We start from the raw sequence: 16,813 nt of genomic DNA on the forward strand, positions 1-16,813 counted from the left end.
CCCTCTCAGCGCGCCGCAACCACGGTACCGCGGCATTCGCCGAAGCCGATGGAGGCAAAGCCCTCTCGGCTGCAACGGGCACGCAGAATGATTTCGTCGCCGTCTTCAAGGAATTTACGTACCTCGCCGGAGGCCAATTCAATCGGCTTCTTGCCGCCTTCGGTAATTTCCAACAGGCTGCCGAACTGCCCCGGCTGCGGGCCAGACAACGTGCCCGAACCAAACAGGTCACCCGCCTGCAACTGGCAGCCATTGACGCTGTGGTGTGCCACCATTTGCGCCACGGTCCAGTACATATGCTCGGTGTTGCTCAGGGTCAGGCGATGGGCGGGCAGGTTTTGCTCACGCATCGAGGCCGTGGTGAGCAGCACTTGCAGTTCGATATCAAAGGCGCCCGCGTTCTGATCGCGCTTATCCAGCAGGTATGGCAGCGGTTGCGGATCACCTTCAGGGCGTGGTGGCTGGGCTTTGCGGAAAGGCTCCAAGGCTTCGGCAGTCACCACCCACGGCGAGACGCTGGTGATAAAGCTTTTCGACAAGAACGGCCCCAGCGGCTGGTACTCCCAGGCCTGGATATCCCGCGCCGACCAGTCGTTGAGCAGGCAGAAACCGGCGATATGCTCGGCGGCATCGCCAATGGCAATCGCGTCGCCCATGGCATTGCCCTGGCCGATCCAGATGCCCAGCTCCAACTCATAGTCCAGGCGCGCACACGGACCAAAGGTCGGCTCGGTCTGGCCGGCGGGCAAGGTCTGGCCTTTAGGGCGTCGCACCTCTGTACCCGAGGGGCGAATGGTCGATGCACGGCCGTGGTAACCAATCGGCACGTACTTGTAGTTCGGCAACAGCGGGTTATCGGGGCGGAACAGTTTGCCGACGTTCTGCGCGTGCTCGATGCCGACATAGAAGTCGGTGTAGTCATTGATCTTGGCCGGCAGGTGCATCTGGCAATCGGCGGCACGGTGCAGCACTTGCGCCTCGCGGGTTTGCAGCTTGCTGCCTTCGGCCAGCAGTTCCAGCAGGCGCTGGCGCAGGGCAACGCGAGGCCCACGGCCCAGTTCGAAAAACGCGTTCAACTGCCCGCCCGCAGTGGCTTCGACGGCGCGCCGGGCATCACCGTCAAACTCATCCAGCGCGGCGTGCAGGTCGAGGATCATGTCGCCAATCGCCACGCCACTGCGCGGTGCCGAGCCGTTGATGCTGAACACGCCCAGGGGCAAGTTCTGCAGAGGGAAATCCGCGTGACCATTGGCCGAGGCCACCCAGCTGTGGGTCTGCGTTGGTTGAGTCATGGGTTATCTCCGGTTCGGGTTGAAGGTGGCGGGCAGCGAGGCCCAGCACGCGTCGTAAGCAGGTTGCAGTTGGGGGCACTCCAGGGCGAACTGGGTCGGACGCAGCACTTGGCTGGTCTCGAACATGAAGGCCATGGTGTTATCGATCTTGTGCGGCGCCAGGTCCACGTTGATGGCCTTGGTGCAGGTCTCGCCATCCGGGCCGTGGGCGCTCATGCAACTGTGCAGCGATGCGCCGCCCGGCAGAAAGCCTTCGGCCTTGGCATCGTAGGCACCCTGGATCAGGCCCATGTATTCGTTCATTAGGTTGCGATGGAACCACGGCGGCCGGAAGGTGTTCTCGGCCACCATCCAGCGCGGCGGGAAGATCACGAAGTCGAGGTTGGCCAGGCCATGCACGCTGGTGGGCGAGGTCAGCACGGTGAAGATCGACGGGTCCGGATGATCGAAACTCACCGTGCCAATGGTGTTGAAGCGACGCAGGTCGTATTTGTACGGCACATTGTTGCCGTGCCAGGCGACCACGTTGAGCGGTGAATGGTCCAGCTCGCAGGCCCACAGTTCGCCGAGGAATTTCTGTACCAGCGTGGTCGGTTGCTTGAGGTCTTCGTAACGGGCGACGGGCGTGAGGAAATCGCGCGGGTTAGCCAGGCCGTTGCTGCCAATCGGCCCCAGGTCAGGCAGGCGCAGCGGGGCGCCATGGTTTTCAGCGATGTAGCCGCGGGCTTGCGCGTCCAGCAGTTCGATACGGAACTTGAGGCCACGGGGCAGCACCACGATTTCCAGCGGCTCGACATCCAGCACGCCCAGTTCGGTGGCGATGCGCAAGCGGCCCTGCTCCGGCACGATCAGCAGCTCGCCGTCGGCGTTGAAGAACACGCGCTCCATGGAACGATTGGCGCGGTAGTTATAAATGCTGATGCCCGAAGGTTTTTCCGACCCCGAGTTGGCAACCATGCCGACCAGTCCATCGATAAAGTCCGTGGGTTCACTCGGAATATCCAGCGGGTTCCAGCGCAGGCGGTTGGGCGTCACCGCCCCCAGCGGGCCACCGGCCAATTGCCGCGCAAGTTTGACGAACGCCGGGTGATTGGCGGACGGCTGGATGCGGTACAGCCAGGTGCGCCGGGCTTCGCTACGCGCCATAGTGAAGGCAGTGCCGGAAAACAGTTCGGTGTAGAGCCCGTAGGGGGCTTTTTGCGGCGAGTTCTGGCCGACCGGCAGCGCGCTAGGCAAGGCTTCGCTGGCGAATTCGTTGCCGAAACCCGAAAGGTATTCGAGGTCCATGGATCTTCCTCTGTACAGAAGTTGTTTTTATCGTAATCCAGTTACGCATAACGTAATTTGATCACTGTCGACCGTCAAGCTATAAAGACGCCCATTCATCTCTCGGATTCTCGCCCTTCCATGGAAAAGCCCCGCGACACCGGTAAACAGAAAGTCCGCTCGGCGGAAGTCGGCACCGATATTCTCAAGGCCCTGGCCGAACTGTCCCCGGCCACCTCGCTGTCACGCCTGGCCGAGCATGTGCAGATGCCAGCGAGCAAGGTCCACCGCTATTTGCAGGCGCTGATCGCCTCGGGTTTTGCCGAACAGAACAGCGCCACCAATCATTACGGCCTGGGCCGCGAAGCGTTGCGCGTGGGGCTGGCGGCGCTGGGCAGCATGGATGTGTTGAAAGTCGGCGCCATGCCCTTGGCCGAACTGCGCGATGAGTTGAATGAAACCTGCTTTCTGGCGGTGTGGGGCAACCAGGGCGCGACCGTGGTGCAGATTGAGCCAGCCGTGCGCGCCGTCACCGTGGTGACGCAGTTGGGCTCAGTGCTGCCGCTGCTCAGCTCGTCCACCGGACTGGTGTTCAGCGCCTACTTGCCGTCGCGGGAAACCGTGGAGTTGCGCGAACGCGAGGTTCAAGCCGGCACCGCTCACACCTTGGCGGACGATCAAGCCTATGCCAGCGTGTGCGAGCAAATCCGCAGCCGCGGCCTGCACTTTGTACATGGCCTGCTGATGCCCGGCGTGGATGCGTTGTCGGCGCCGGTGTTCAATGCGGTCGGGCAAGTCGCGGCGGTGATGACCGTGGTCGGCCCAACCTCGCTTTTCCATGCCGATGAAGATGGCCCGGCGGCGCAGCACTTGCTGGCGGCGACCCGGGCCGTGAGTTGGCGGATGGGCTATCAGCCCTGAATTATTCTTCGCTGCGGGACAGCGCCACGGCCACGCGATCCTCCAACGCCTTGACCTGCGCGCCGGCCACCACGTAGTTGTTGGTCAGCATCGAGAACACCAGCTTGCGCCCGCCGGCAGTGGTGATGTACCCACTCAATGACGAAACGCCGCCCATGGAGCCGGTCTTGGCGTGCAGGTTGTTTTGCGCCTGCGTGTCGCGCAAGCGATAGCGCAGGCTGCCGCCGGTCATGCGGTCGGTGTTGCCGGCAATCGGCAGCGCGTTGTACCAGGCGTCGAACCACGGCTGTTTGCTGGCGGCCAGCAGCAGGTCGGTGAGGGTTTGCGACGACACCAGGTTGCGCCGTGACAGGCCGGAGCCGTCGACCTGGTTGAACGTGGCGGTGTCCAGCCCCTGGCGCTTGAGGAACCCGGCCACCGCCACAGCGCCCGCCGCTGCCGTGCCGCTATTGGCCGTCTTGCGCCCCATGGCCTTGAGCAAGGCTTCGGACATATTGTTGTTCGAAAGCTTGAGCAACGGTGTGATCAACGCCTGTAACGGCGCCGATTGGTGCTCGGCCAGCACCGTTACCGCCGCCGGGCTTGCCCCGCCCATCACCCGACGCCCCAGTACGGTAATGCCCTGTTGCGCCAGGGCCTGTTCAAACAGATTCGCGACCAGTTGCGTTGGCTCCCAGACGCTGACCAATTGCTGGCTCTGCTTTCCCGGCGCTACTGCGCCGCTGAGTTGCAGCAGGTTGGTGCCGTGACGGCGATTGATTCCATAGCTGTTGCCCGGTCCGCTCATGGCACGGTTGCTCAGTTGCAGGTAATCAGTAGGCGGGAAAATATCGACACTCACCGGCGAGCCGTTCCGCAATGGCGCCTTGGCCGTAACCAGTACGCTGCCCGCATCAAAATCCGCATTGGGCGCCACGGTCAGCGCCGAAATCTGCGCGCCGTAGTAGGTGGTTTCATCGTCATGGGACCAATCCACCCCCAATCGCTCGGCATCGAACCAGGTGTCGTCGAACACCAGATCGCCTTGTACCTGGCGTACGCCCTGGCTGGCCAACTGCGCGGCCAGCGCCTGGTAATCGGCAAACTGAATGCTTGGGTCACCCAGGCCACGCAGGTACAGATTGCCGGTCAGGCGGTCGCCCTGGCGTATGCCGTTGCTCAGCAGTTGGGTGGCGAAGCGGTATTGCGGCCCCAGCACACCCATGGCCGCCGCCGTGGTCAACAGCTTGAGGTTGGACGCGGGCACCAACCGGCTGCGTGGGTTGTGCTGATACAGCGTGGTGCCCGTGCGGGCGTCACGTACCATCAGCGAGACCGTAGCACCTTGCAGCGCCGGATCGCTCAGCAGTTTATCCAGGGTTGCCGAAGTGGAAGTTTGGGAGACGCTGGCGCAGCCGCCCAGTAAAAAACTCAAACCGACCAGCAGGGTGCCGGTGCGTAGCCATTTTCCAAAGTACATCAGTAGCGTTTTCCATAAGCATGCAATGGCGGCAACGCTAACAGCTCGCTATCAATGTGGCGACCGCTTTCCTGTAGGATCTGGCTTGCCTGCGATGCAGACAACTCGGTGTATCAGGTAAACCCAGTCGATGCCATCGCAGGCAAGCCAGCTCCCACAGATAAATGAATCAGAAGGTCAAGGTACTGGACACCGACACCTGCCGCGCATCGCCCATGGACACAAACTGCGTATTCACCGAGGACGTGTAGTAGGTACGGTCGAACAGGTTTTTCACGTTGAGCTGGAACTTGACCTTCTGCCCCTCAAGCCTGGTGTCGTAGCTGGCGAACACATCAGCCACGGTGTAGCTGGGCAGTTCGAAACTGTTGGCCGCATCCCCTGCCCGCTCGCCGACATAACGCGCCCCGGCGCCGACGCGCAGTTGATCACCGCCCAGGATGCTGCCGAAGTCATACACCGCTGACAGCGAGCCGGTGCTTTTTGCCACGTTCTGCAGGCGGTTGCCTTTGAGCTTGGGGTCTTCGGTGACCTCGGCATCGGTGTAGGCATAGCTGCCGATCAGGCTCCACTTATCCGTCAGCTGGCCGCTGGCATCCAACTCCAGACCACGGGAGCGCACTTTGCCGGCCACGCTGTACTCCGAGGTCAGGCCCTCGCCTACCTGCACCAACACGTTGCGTTTATCGATGGTGAACAACGCTGCGCTGGCGGTGATACGCCCCGGCAGGTCGAACTTGGTACCCAGCTCCCAGGCTTTGGATTCCTCCGGCTGCAAACTGCCATTCAACACGGTTTTATTGGCCAGTGGCGCGATGGTGGAGTTGGGTTTGAACGACTCGGTGTAGCTGCCGTAGAACGACAATTCGTCACTGTAGCGATACACCAACCCGGCCCGAGGCACCCACTTCTGGCCATTGCCGTCGGTGTTGGCGGTGAACGGCACGCCTTTGCCGGCGTATTGGTCGTACATCTGGTAGCGCGCACCGCCGACCAGAATCCATTGATCGTTGAGGTGGATGGCATCCTGGAAGAACAGCGAATCGCTGCGCAAAAGATCGGTCTGGTTGCTGTCCGGCGCGCTGACTTTGGAACCGGCGACTTCGTTGCCGTATACCGGGTTGGTGTAATCAAAGCTGCCCCGCGGTGCCTGGCGGATCAGGTCGGCACGGTAGATCTTGCGGTACTCATCGTCCAGGCCGAACACCAAGTCGTGCTGCATACCCGCGACATCTACCTTGCCTTCGAGGCTGGCGGTGGCGAAGCGGTCGGTGGTCAGTGCGCCCTGAGTGCCGTCCATGCTGCGGGTCAGGGTGCCGTTGGTGTTGACCTTGACCACGCGCACCTGGCTGGCGTCGTAGGTCTCGCGGTTCCAGCTGTAACCGAAGTGGGCTTTCCAGTCGTCGTTGAGATCATGATCGACAGTCAGGCGGTACAGATCGGAGCGGCCTTCCATGTTGTTGAACGGCTCGTCCAGACGGCGAGTGGCGGGGATGTTCAACGGATGGTTGGTCTTGGGATCGATGGCGGTGCCACGGTCGAACGGCGCGAGAAATTCGCGGTGCTCATAAGCCAGCAGCACTTGGGTGGTGTCGCCATACCAGGCCAGGGAGGGCGCCACCAGGGTTTCGCGGTGGGTGCCGTAGTTGCGCCAGTAGTCTTCGTCTTCATGGTCGACGATCAGGCGATAAGCCAGGCCGCTGTCACCCAGGGGCCCGGTGGTGTCGAGGTTGCCGCCGCTGCCGTTCTTGCCGCTGCCGAAGGTCGAACCGCGTGCGGTCAGGGAGGTGGACTGCACCAGCTCAGGCTTTTTGCTGACGATATTGACTACACCGCCTGGGTCCTGGATGCCATACAACAGCGACGACGGGCCCTTGAGCACTTCGACGCGCTCGGCTGTCGCGTTCAAGGCACGGCCCTGCACCATTGGCATACCGTCCTTCATGATCGAGCCGTTACGGTTGTCGCCAAAGCCGCGCAACATCACCGCGTCCTGGGTGCTGCCGAGGGTGTTTGTCTGGGTGATACCGCTGATATTGCCCAGCGCGTCATCCAGGTTGCGCGGTTGCTGGTCGCGCAGCACTTGAGCAGGCACTACGTTGACGGTTTGTGGGGTTTCCAACAGCAACCCATGGGAGCGCATTACCGAGCTGGTCGGCGGCGGTTGGTAGCTGGTGCTGTCCTGGGCGAGGTTGGCGCCGCTGATGGTGGTAGCGCCGAGGTTGACGGCGCCGTCGGTTGGCACCGGCTCCAGCGCCAGGGTGCGGGCATCGATCTGGCGGAACGTGAAGCCGGATCGGCTCAGCAGGCGTTGCAGCGCCTGCTGAGCCGTCATCGGCCCGCTGACTGCCGGGGCATTGAGGCCGTAGGGCGCTTCATCGGTATAGATCACGCTGATGCCGGTGACCCGGCTGAACTCGCTCAGGGCCTGGGGCAGTGGTTTGGCTGCCAGGGCAAAATTGAACTGGGCGCTGTGCTGCTCCTGCGCACGCGCAACGCTCAAGGGCAGCAACGCCAGCCCCGACACTGCCAAGACCGAAGCTCCCAGCCACTGTTTTACCCAACCGCCCGCCGTCGACTTCATGCTCTGAGAACCCGTGTTGAAAACGCTGTTAATGCGAATAGATCGCAGTTTCAAGCACTACACGGATGGGGCGCAGGTTTACCTCACATGGGTTCGCAACTATTTTTGTGTATGCCGCTCTCGAGGCCACTCGCGGCCAGGCACTCCTTGGCACTCTTCTTCAATTTCTTGATCAAGCGCTCCTGACGCAGCGCCTCGCCCTTGCTCGCACATTGCTCGGTATAGACCAAGGCCACGGCAGGGCTGGACAGAAAAAACCGTGCGCCCTTGCCGCTTTGGTGCGAGGCAAACCGGCGCACGGGGTCATTGCTGATACCGCAGTACAGCGAGCCATTGGCGGCCCGCACCAGATAGACGAACCAGGGTTTGGGTTCAGAGGGATCAGTCACAAGTCGATGTCGGCAAACCAGAAGAGCGCCAAGCTTATCAACGCCCGGCCTGAAATGCCTTCAAGCCTTTGAGCGCCTGGGCACGTACCGCGTTTTTCAGCGCGGGCGACCAACCCAGCAACAGGCCCTTGAGGCCCAACGCCTGGCGCGACCAACGCCACAGGTCGAAGTGGTCGTGGTGTTCACAGATCTTGCCGTCACGGAACACGAACCGCGCACCGATATCGTTGACCACGGTATTGCCGGTGGCGCTGAACAAATACGTCGCCACCCAATGGGCACTGCCGGTGCTGTCATCGCTGCGCACATGGTCGAACGTCAGGGAAAAATCCTTGGCCCGCGTGGTAAGCATGCGCCACATATCACCGGCATCCCGCCCGCGCAGTTCGCCGAACGCCGGGTCGCTGAAGACCACATCGTCGGTGTAGCAAGCGGCCATGGCCTCGGCGTCAAGGCGCTGAAAGGCCTCATAGAAGCGGTGGATCAGAGCATCGTGGGCAGCACTCATGGGCAGGTTCCGCAGCAATTATTGTCAGGCCTGCACGATAATCCGCACAGGCCGCGAAGACCATGGGCATTCATGACAAAAATAGCGCTGCCGTCGATCTGGATCTCTTCAGCGGTCGGCAGTGCGAACTTGGACACTAGCCGCGCGGCCTTGACGGCTATCAATGCAGGCGCGTTGCAACTGACCTCCGTCAGGGTCGCATCACTTACGGTCGATTAACCAGCGGTTACGCGGGCACAAGCAAGTACATCGCACAATGGGTATTTCGTCTCAACTAATTTGACCGGGAACTTAAACAACCCTCAACTAATGCCAGCAGGCGCTAACAACAAGTTAGAGCACTTAGCGCACCAACCCCATACAACTAATACGAATCCTGCACTTGGCCTTTAGTTAAACCACTGTCATAAAACTGCAACTTTCTAAGGCACCATTCCCGATGCACGCGCATAGGCGAACAGTTCAACATCGGTAGAGATACTCAGCCGCTGCATCGCTGTACTTTTCTGTTTGCTGATAGTGGAAATACTCCGGTGGACCTTGGCCGCGATCTGGCTGACAGTCATGCCGCTGGCCAACATACGCACCACCTCGCTCTCCTTGCCGGACAACTGCGGCTCATGGGACTGATTGCCTGTCCCCGCCTCCACCAGTTGCACCCGCAGGCATTCACTGGCGAAGGTCTGGCCTGCGCACACGGCTTTGATCGCCAGGGGCAACTCCTTGGCAGAGGCACTTTTGGCGACCACTGCCTTGGCACCATGGGCGAAGGAGGCACGCAAGGTGGCAACGTTGGCGAACATCGTCACCAGGATCACCGGCACGTTCGGGTACTGACGACGCAGCAGGCTCAACAGGCTGTAGCCATCGGCTTGCTGACCGCCCGGCATTGCAAAATCGGTGACCAGCACGTCACATGCCGTAGTACTCAACACCCCGAGCAGTTGATCGGGACCGTCGGCTTCGCCGACCACCTTGCACTTGCCATTCGCCTCAATCACGACTCTCTGCCCGACTCGGACAATAGGGTGATCGTCAGCAATAATTACTCGAAGCATAGATACCTACGAATGGTGGCAACTTGAATCCGCGCAAAATACCTCTGTCGGCGATTATCAACAACTGCTAACAAAGACCCGCTTGCAGCCGAAACCAATGTTTAGTAGTGGCTATTTTTTGGACTACAACATAATAGGAAACCACCTACAGCAAAAACTAGACTTCCAAATAACTTAAACCCTCTGTAAACACCTTTCACAGAGTGGACAGATAATCCAGATAGGTGCGCAAGCGTGCCTGGAACGATGTCAACTCCGCCTGGTGCGCAGACACGCCATCGCGCTGAACCTGCTCGATCAACCTCACGGCACAGGACTCAAGCCCTGTTCCTCCTATAAATACCAGGCTACCCGTCAATCGATGCAGGCGTTCGGCGGTCAATGATGCGTTCAATGCGGCACAGGCACGGCCCAACAGGTCGTGATCTTGCCAAGCCTCGACCAGCAGATTTTCCAACAGTTGATTGACCACCTGTTCACTGCCAAACGTCGCGACCAGGCTCGCGCGGGCGGGCCACCCCATAACCTTCGCAACAGGCTCCGCACCGATAGGCATGTGATCGGCACCCGGGAGCCATCGCGCCAAAACGGCACTTAATTGTTCCAGGGTCAGAGGCTTGAGCAGCCAGGCATCCATGCCCGCGTCGCGGCAGCGCTGGGGGCTGTCGTTTTGCAGGTCGGCGGTCAACGCGATGATCGGCACTCGCCTCAAGCCGACGTGGTGCTCATATTGGCGAATGGCGCGGGCCATGCTGTAACCGTCCATGACGGGCATCTGGCAATCAGTGATCACCAGGTCAAAGGGCCGACGAGCATAAGCCACCCGCCCGAGATACCCGTCGGCGACCAGCTCATGGTCCAACCCGAGTTTTCGCAGCAAGCAACCCAGCAATAGACGGTGGGCTGAATGGTCCTCCGCCACCAGGACATGCAACTGCCGCCAGTGAGGCGGGGGAGTAACAGGCGATTTCGATTTGCGGCTCGCGCCTGCGGTTGAACCTGACAGCGAACCCATCAGTACCTCTTCGTAGCTATTGATACGGCAGCAACCTTCGGCACTGGCGCAATAGCCATAGAGGCCTACTCAGGCAGCAACGATCGCCACATTCCTTTGAATGCTATCGACAAAAAACCAATAACCTTTTGAATGGCTTAAAGCCGATACAACAACTACGAAAAAACGCGAACTCACCCTATTCGATCCACCCTGCCAATGTCGTATTAGTTGTATTTCCCCCGCGCACACCTCTCGCTAAATTGTGCCCCACCCCAAAATAGGGACGGCTTGCCACTCCCCGGCCGCCGCAAAAAATATCGAGACCGTCGCACCGACAACCACCCGCCGACACCGAAGCGGGCGTTGCGTTGCACGCACCTCTATCTGCCAGCCTGCAATGGAAAAAACAGAAAAATGAAGAGCCCTGTAGCCCTATTGAGCAGTGCCCTGCTGCTCGCCATGAGTTCATCGGTATTCGCAGCCAGCAGCGTGGACTTGGCCGTCAAAGGGCTGATCACACCCAGCGCCTGTGCACCTAGCCTTTCAAGCGGCGGGATTGTCGACCACGGAAAAATTTCGGCCAAGGATTTGAGGCTGGATGGATGGACCGTGCTTAAAAGTCACAACCTGCAACTGGGCATCACGTGCGATGCGCCAACCCTGCTAGCCCTGAAGGGCATTGATAACGTTGGTGACGCCCACGATCCGATGAACAGCTATGGCCTGGGCTTGGTCAGCGGAAAAAAATTAGGCAGTTTCTCCCTGACCTTAAGCAATCCGATCGCCGATAGCGCAGCGATCTCCATGATTGAGTCCTCGGATAACGGCCTCACCTGGCGGGCAAGTTCCCCGGGTGACATGTGGCCAGCCTCCTACCTCGCTTCGTTTGGCGACAACACCACCGGCAGGTGGGCACCCACCCCGGTCCAGCAGGTGTTGGCAGACCTCATGGTGGCAACCATCATCGCGCCGACAGCAGGAATGGATCTGACCACAGAGGTTCCAATCAACGGGTCCGCCACGCTTGAAGTCAAATACCTATAACGCCTCTGCCCCATGCCCAAGGAGATTCACTGACATGAATGTTTTTGCATCCAGCCTGCTAGGTGCCTTGCTGCTCTGCCCGACCGCATTCGCCGCCAGCAACACAGACTTGCTCGTGCGCGGCAGCATCACCCCCAGCGCTTGCTCACCAGTCATCTTCGGCGGCGGGACTGTGGACTTCGGCAAGGTGTCGGTCAAGGACCTCAACACCGATACCTACACCGATCTGCCCAGAGAAACCATGCTGTTGAGTGTGCGCTGCGACGGGCCGACGTACTTCACCCTCAACACCATCGACAACCGTTCAGGCACCGCCGCCAGCCACTTCAGCTGGCATGGGCTGGGCACCACACCCAGCGATGAAAAAGTCGGCGATGCCGGGCTGGGTCTCTATATGCCCGTGGCCGACGGCGTCTCCGTGCGCACCATCACCTCAAGGGATGGCGGCGTGACCTGGATGCCTTCGGTGATGCTCAGCCATACCTTGCTGACGGCGATCGCCCACAGCGACGACGTGATACCGATTGCAGTTCAGGAACTGGACGCCGAGATCCGCCTGATCACCCACATCGCACCTGCCAACAACCTGACGTTGACCGACGAAGTCCCTATCGATGGTCACGCCACCGTACAAGTCAATTACCTTTAAGGAGTCCCTACGATGAAAACCCGATTGACCACCCTGGCCGCCGGCGTATTGCTGCTCGGCTCGGCCACAACCTTCGCTGCATCATCCGTTGACCTGGCCGTTAAGGGGCTGATCGTGCCCAGCGCTTGCACACCCAGCTTGTCCGGCGGTGGCGTGATCGACCACGGCAAGATTTCCGCCAAGGACTTGAATACAGACAGGCAGACATTTCTCGATAGACAGACCCTGGCAATGACAGTCAATTGTGACGCCCCGATTCAGTTTGCCCTGCACTCGGTGGATAACCGTGCAACTTCAAGCCCGTCAGGCTCAGGCTATTATGGGCTGGGCTTTATCAACGAGACCCAGCAACTGGGTTATTACTACATCCGCATGAACAACCCGGTCGCCGATGAAGGCGTGGTAGTGCAGACGATTTCCTCCAATGACCTTCAGAATTGGATGAGATGGCCAGAGTGGGACGCAGGCCTGTACATGTCGGTGGCCTCGATGGAGGACCACACCCAGCCCCTGGCAGTTAAGGATTTGACCGTCGACCTGAACGTGTACACCGCTATCAACCGCGCCGATGGCATGGACCTGAGCAACGAAGTGACCATCGACGGCTCCGCCACCCTTGAAGTGAAGTACCTCTGACCCATGGCGCCCCATGCCCTCATCCTTGATGGGCATGGGCTTCGCCGTGGGCTGTGTTCACCCGTGCCAGTGATGAATCGATGACTATGTTCACCCGTTTCCTTGCCGTGTTGTGGTTATCCCTGGGCGCTGCGACCAAGGCCAGTGCGGGCACCGCTGTCGACCTTACGGTAACCGGTCGTGTGACACCGGATGCCTGCTATATCGAGCTGTCGGATGAAGGTTTTGTCGACCACGGAAAGATCCCCGCACACACCCTCCTTGTCGACGAATTCACCGTGCTGCCCAGCCGGCAACTCGAACTGCAGGTGCAATGCGCCAGGCCCATGCTGTTTGCGCTGGTGGGTATCGACAATCGTACGGAGTCTTCCCTGGCACCGGATTTTTTCTATGGGCTGGGCAGAAACATCCATGCACCGGACGAACGCCTCGGCTCCGTGGCGTTGTCGTACCGCAACCCAGTGGGGGACTCACAGGCCATGCAAGTCCTGGCCTCCACCAACAGCGGCGAAAGCTGGACGCCCGAGCCCAATGGCTACCCGCGATCCTATATGGCCTTTGCCCCGACGGGCGACCGTCAACCCGACTTCATCAGCCAGTTGAGGGTCCAGCTTCAAGTGGACACCGCCATCAACTTTTCGCAGTACCTGACCCTGAATCAGGAAGTGCCCCTCGACGGCTCCATCGTTCTGGATTTGCGTTACCTCTGACCCACTCATTTCGCCTAATGGAAAACCCATCATGACGATGACATGCTCAAACACCGCGTTCGGCCTTATTGCCCTGCTGCTGATATTCGGCAACCAAGCAAAGGCTGACGGCATGGTCCCGGACACATCCGTGGTGATCGTCCACGAGGCCGATGGTGAAGCTTCCGTTTCGGTGACCAACTCCGACAATCAGCTCTCGTTGTTGCATGTGACCTTGCAGGACATTCCGGAAGACACCGAACCCCTGCTGGTGGTGACGCCGCCGCTGTCCCGAGTCGAAGCGTCCAAATCCCAGTTGGTGCGCTTTATTCTGCAAAACCAAAAACCGTTGCTCACCCAGCGGCTCAAACGCGCCGTGTTCGAAGGCATGCCCCAGGGCCGCGCAGCCACTGCCGCCGGTCATGCCCGCGTGGGCGTGACCGTGCGCCAGAACCTGCCGGTGATTGTGCATCCCAAGGGCCTGGCACCCAATCGCAGCCCCTGGACCGGCCTGACATGGACCCTGCGCGACGGCCAATTGCAGGTGCGTAATGACACGCCCTATGTGGTGCGCCTGGCCCAGGAGCTGCGGCTGTTGCCCGGTGACGGCAAGGCGATGCTGCCGCGCACCTACGTGCTGCCAGGTGAAGCCTTGAGCGTGCCTGCCAGCGGTGGCCAAGCCAAGACGGTCAGGCTGCAACCGGCCACTGTGTACGGGTTTGCGGTCAAGGCCTACGACGCCCCCATCACCCTCTGACAGAGAACCACAGGCGTCGCCAAGACCGCCGCCTGGATAACGAAGTGACGGCTTATCGACCGTCACCAGAACGCCCAAAGCCCCGAACCCAATGAGGGCTGTGCGTTCACTAAGCGAGTACCTTGCGTGAAAACAGTATTGAGTTACCGTGACGGCGAAGCCGTGCCCATTCGCCCAGCCTTGCCGCTGGTGTTGCTGCTGTATGCGCTTATGCCGGACAAGGCGTGGGCCGACGACACCAGCCCCGCAGGCTTCGACGCCCAGACCTTGCATCAGCGCGGCATCGATCCACAGTTGGCCAGCCTGCTGCTGGCAACACCGCGCTTTGCCGCCGGCCGTCATAACGTCAACCTGCGGGTCAATGGCCTGCGCCGGGGACGCCTGGAGGTCAGTTTCGATCAACAGGGCAACCCCTGCCTGGACCGTGCGTTGCTGGACGCCGCCAACCTGGTGATACCCGCTGACCCCGTGGGTTGTCAGGATTTTCTTCTGCGGTATCCGCAAAGCCTGGTGGAACCGGACCCGTCGACACTGACGTTGGCACTGGTCGTGCCCACCGAAGCACTGCGCCCCGTGCAACAGGACATCTCGGGCTACCAGACCGGCGGGTTTGCCGGGATGCTCAACTACGACCTGAGCGGGTTCTACAACCGCTTTGGCGAAGACGCCAGCCGGTTTGGTTCAGCCAACACCGAAGTCGGCTTCAACGCCGGCGACTGGATCGTGCGCAGCCGCCAAGTGCAGACCTGGCAGGATGGCTTATCGCGCAGCACCCACTTGGAGGCCTATGCGCAACGGACCTTCGCCAGCCATCAGGCAGTGCTGCAGGCCGGGCAGATCAACCTCTATAACCCGGTGTTGTCCGGCGCACAAATCACCGGCGTCCAGGTGCTGACCGAGCACGCCCTTCAGGAGCAAGGCCAGAGCGCGCAAATCCAGGGGATCGCCAACAGCCCGGCACAGGTAGAAGTGCGCCAGAACGGCGCGCTGATTCACTCCACCGTGGTGCCTGCCGGGCCGTTTGTGCTGAACGATGTACGTCGCCTGAATACGCGCTCGGACGTCGAAGTCACGGTCAAGGAAAGTGTCGGCGGGGAACGACGTTTCACCGTACCCGCCGCCATGCTCGGTCTCGGCCTGCCTGCACCCGGCTATTCGGTCGCAGCGGGGCGCGTACGTAACGTCGGCGGGGCCGAGGCAGAGGCGCCGTGGGTGGTCAGCGCCGGTTGGACCGGGAACTTGCATCCGCAACTGACCCTGGGCAGTGGCGTGCTGGCGACCGGCGAGTATCGCTCGGCGGGCGCCAGCCTGGGCTGGCTGCCGTGGCTGGACAGTCAGATCCAGGTGTCTACCCAATTGTCCAACACCCAGTCGTGGGAAAAAGTCTCGGGCGTGCAGACTGATCTTTCCTGGTCACAGCGCCTGAGCGAGCGATGGTCGTTCAGCGCCGCCAACTCCTGGCGCAGCAGCGGCTACCGCGAACTGGAGGAAAGCACCTACGAGCGCGACGACAGTCAGCGCAACTCACGCTATCGCGACCAACAAAGTATCAACCTGGGGTGGTCACATCCGCAGCTGGGCGCATTCAGCGCCGGCGTTTCACGTTCGAGTACCTTCGAGGGCAACAGCAGCAGCCGCGCGCTCGCAGCGTGGGGCACGAGCATTGGCGCAGTCTCGTTATCGGCCAGCGCCGAGTGGCAGATGGGCGGACGCCAGCAACAGGACAACGCGGTCTACCTCACTGTCAGCGTGCCGTTGGGCGAAAGCCGCCGGCTGCGCAGTTGGGTGCGCAACTCCGGCGGCCAAAACCGTACCGGTCTGGGCCTGACCGAACAGCTTGACGACCAACTGAGCTACCGCGTCAGCGCCGAACACGACAGCAGTGACCATGAGGTGGAAACCAGCGTGGGCATTTCGGCATTGCCACGCTATACCCAACTCGACTTGAGCTACAGCCGCTCCGATGCCGAGCGTTCTAGCTACCAGGGCGGCGCCCGCGGCGGTGTGGTCGTGCATGGCAACGGTATGACATTTACCCCCTACCCGGTGCGCGACACCTTCGCTCTGGTTTCCGTCGGCGACATGAGCGGCATCAAACTCAGCACCCCCAGTGGCCCGGTGTGGACCGACTGGCAAGGCCAGGCCGTGGTGTCGCAGGTGGCCGCCTACGGGCGCAGCCCAGTGGAAGTGCAGACCCGCTCTCTACCGCGCAACGCCGATATCAACAATGGCCTGGCCATGATCTCGGCGGGGCGTGGCGCTGTCGATCGGGTCGAGTTCGGCGTGGGCCTGACCCGCCGCATGCTGCTCACCGTCAGCGACGATCAGGGAAACCCCATGCCCGTGGGAGCGTCCGTTACGACGAACACAGGTGAGTTCATCACCTTGGTGCAGGACGCCAGCCAGGTGTTCCTGCCCAATGTGCTGGACCAAGGAGCGCTGTGGATCACCACCTCGCAAGGCAAACGCTGTGAATTGCGCTACCAACTGCCGGCAAAAGCCGACCCCACGGTGTATTTCGAAACCGCACCTGCTCGTTGCCACACACCATGAGGACTACTGCC

15 protein-coding genes are annotated in these 16,813 nt (G+C 60.9%); 7 read left to right on the forward strand and 8 right to left on the reverse strand.

Going from position 1 to position 16,813, the window contains the following annotated elements:
* Positions 1-5 precede the first annotated feature (5 nt).
* The gene (gene fahA, locus GIV26_RS21255; protein WP_236282080.1) at positions 6-1,292 is read right to left on the reverse strand and encodes a fumarylacetoacetase; all 1,287 of its coding nucleotides are present in this window, start codon (positions 1,290-1,292) and stop codon (positions 6-8) included.
* 3 nt (positions 1,293-1,295) lie between these two features.
* A complete protein-coding gene (gene hmgA, locus GIV26_RS21260) occupies positions 1,296-2,579 on the reverse strand; it encodes a homogentisate 1,2-dioxygenase (RefSeq protein ID WP_236282081.1) in 1,284 nt (427 codons plus the stop codon).
* Between the two features lie 120 nt (positions 2,580-2,699).
* Here hmgA and GIV26_RS21265 point away from each other — a divergent pair, with 120 nt between their 5' ends.
* Entirely contained in the window at positions 2,700-3,479 is a 780-nt protein-coding gene (locus GIV26_RS21265; protein ID WP_054897733.1) for an IclR family transcriptional regulator, read from the forward strand.
* Between the two features lies 1 nt (position 3,480).
* Here GIV26_RS21265 and dacB read toward each other — a convergent pair whose 3' ends face one another.
* From dacB to GIV26_RS21295, 6 genes are all read right to left on the reverse strand, one after another.
* Entirely contained in the window at positions 3,481-4,938 is a 1,458-nt protein-coding gene (gene dacB / locus GIV26_RS21270) for a D-alanyl-D-alanine carboxypeptidase/D-alanyl-D-alanine endopeptidase (RefSeq protein WP_236282082.1), read from the reverse strand.
* 169 nt (positions 4,939-5,107) lie between these two features.
* Positions 5,108-7,522 (reverse strand): TonB-dependent siderophore receptor, encoded by a 2,415-nt coding sequence (locus GIV26_RS21275; RefSeq protein ID WP_236282083.1) that lies wholly within the window; start codon positions 7,520-7,522, stop codon positions 5,108-5,110.
* An 83-nt stretch (positions 7,523-7,605) separates the two neighbouring features.
* The gene (locus tag GIV26_RS21280) at positions 7,606-7,911 is read right to left on the reverse strand and encodes a GIY-YIG nuclease family protein (RefSeq protein ID WP_034128684.1); all 306 of its coding nucleotides are present in this window, start codon (positions 7,909-7,911) and stop codon (positions 7,606-7,608) included.
* Between the two features lie 37 nt (positions 7,912-7,948).
* Positions 7,949-8,419 (reverse strand): nuclear transport factor 2 family protein, encoded by a 471-nt coding sequence (locus tag GIV26_RS21285; protein ID WP_054897730.1) that lies wholly within the window; start codon positions 8,417-8,419, stop codon positions 7,949-7,951.
* 422 nt (positions 8,420-8,841) lie between these two features.
* Positions 8,842-9,477, reverse strand: coding sequence for a response regulator transcription factor (locus GIV26_RS21290; protein WP_034128686.1), 636 nt, complete (start codon positions 9,475-9,477; stop codon positions 8,842-8,844).
* A 196-nt stretch (positions 9,478-9,673) separates the two neighbouring features.
* Positions 9,674-10,492 carry a response regulator gene (locus tag GIV26_RS21295; RefSeq protein WP_236282084.1) on the reverse strand — a complete coding sequence of 273 codons (819 nt, stop codon included), beginning with the start codon at positions 10,490-10,492 and terminating at the stop codon, positions 9,674-9,676.
* A gap of 396 nt (positions 10,493-10,888) precedes the next feature.
* Here GIV26_RS21295 and GIV26_RS21300 point away from each other — a divergent pair, with 396 nt between their 5' ends.
* The 6 genes from GIV26_RS21300 to GIV26_RS21325 all read left to right on the forward strand — a co-directional run bounded on the left by GIV26_RS21300 (position 10,889) and on the right by GIV26_RS21325 (position 16,802).
* The gene (locus GIV26_RS21300) at positions 10,889-11,518 is read left to right on the forward strand and encodes a DUF1120 domain-containing protein (RefSeq protein WP_236282085.1); all 630 of its coding nucleotides are present in this window, start codon (positions 10,889-10,891) and stop codon (positions 11,516-11,518) included.
* Positions 11,519-11,552: 34 nt separating this feature from the next.
* Positions 11,553-12,167, forward strand: a complete 615-nt coding sequence (locus GIV26_RS21305) for a DUF1120 domain-containing protein (protein ID WP_236282086.1) — start codon at positions 11,553-11,555, stop codon at positions 12,165-12,167.
* 12 nt (positions 12,168-12,179) lie between these two features.
* Positions 12,180-12,803 carry a DUF1120 domain-containing protein gene (locus GIV26_RS21310; protein ID WP_236282087.1) on the forward strand — a complete coding sequence of 208 codons (624 nt, stop codon included), beginning with the start codon at positions 12,180-12,182 and terminating at the stop codon, positions 12,801-12,803.
* A gap of 80 nt (positions 12,804-12,883) precedes the next feature.
* Positions 12,884-13,513, forward strand: coding sequence for a DUF1120 domain-containing protein (locus GIV26_RS21315; RefSeq protein WP_236282088.1), 630 nt, complete (start codon positions 12,884-12,886; stop codon positions 13,511-13,513).
* Positions 13,514-13,544: 31 nt separating this feature from the next.
* Positions 13,545-14,249, forward strand: coding sequence for a fimbria/pilus chaperone family protein (locus GIV26_RS21320; protein WP_197901194.1), 705 nt, complete (start codon positions 13,545-13,547; stop codon positions 14,247-14,249).
* Between the two features lie 126 nt (positions 14,250-14,375).
* Positions 14,376-16,802 (forward strand): fimbria/pilus outer membrane usher protein, encoded by a 2,427-nt coding sequence (locus GIV26_RS21325; protein WP_236282089.1) that lies wholly within the window; start codon positions 14,376-14,378, stop codon positions 16,800-16,802.
* Positions 16,803-16,813 lie beyond the last annotated feature (11 nt).

Origin of the sequence: Pseudomonas sp. PA-1-3F, assembly GCF_021609665.1 — a bacterium.
GTDB classification, from domain to species: Bacteria; Pseudomonadota; Gammaproteobacteria; order Pseudomonadales; family Pseudomonadaceae; genus Aquipseudomonas; species Aquipseudomonas paracarnis.

Coding starts and splice junctions, on each gene's coding strand:
- fahA (WP_236282080.1), bottom strand. CDS start 1,292: ATGACTCAACCAACGCAGACCCACAGCTGGGTGGCCTCGGCCAATGGT.
- hmgA (WP_236282081.1), bottom strand. CDS start 2,579: ATGGACCTCGAATACCTTTCGGGTTTCGGCAACGAATTCGCCAGCGAA.
- GIV26_RS21265 (WP_054897733.1), top strand. CDS start 2,700: ATGGAAAAGCCCCGCGACACCGGTAAACAGAAAGTCCGCTCGGCGGAA.
- dacB (WP_236282082.1), bottom strand. CDS start 4,938: ATGTACTTTGGAAAATGGCTACGCACCGGCACCCTGCTGGTCGGTTTG.
- GIV26_RS21275 (WP_236282083.1), bottom strand. CDS start 7,522: ATGAAGTCGACGGCGGGCGGTTGGGTAAAACAGTGGCTGGGAGCTTCG.
- GIV26_RS21285 (WP_054897730.1), bottom strand. CDS start 8,419: ATGAGTGCTGCCCACGATGCTCTGATCCACCGCTTCTATGAGGCCTTT.
- GIV26_RS21290 (WP_034128686.1), bottom strand. CDS start 9,477: ATGCTTCGAGTAATTATTGCTGACGATCACCCTATTGTCCGAGTCGGG.
- GIV26_RS21295 (WP_236282084.1), bottom strand. CDS start 10,492: ATGGGTTCGCTGTCAGGTTCAACCGCAGGCGCGAGCCGCAAATCGAAA.
- GIV26_RS21300 (WP_236282085.1), top strand. CDS start 10,889: ATGAAGAGCCCTGTAGCCCTATTGAGCAGTGCCCTGCTGCTCGCCATG.
- GIV26_RS21305 (WP_236282086.1), top strand. CDS start 11,553: ATGAATGTTTTTGCATCCAGCCTGCTAGGTGCCTTGCTGCTCTGCCCG.
- GIV26_RS21310 (WP_236282087.1), top strand. CDS start 12,180: ATGAAAACCCGATTGACCACCCTGGCCGCCGGCGTATTGCTGCTCGGC.
- GIV26_RS21315 (WP_236282088.1), top strand. CDS start 12,884: ATGACTATGTTCACCCGTTTCCTTGCCGTGTTGTGGTTATCCCTGGGC.
- GIV26_RS21320 (WP_197901194.1), top strand. CDS start 13,545: ATGACGATGACATGCTCAAACACCGCGTTCGGCCTTATTGCCCTGCTG.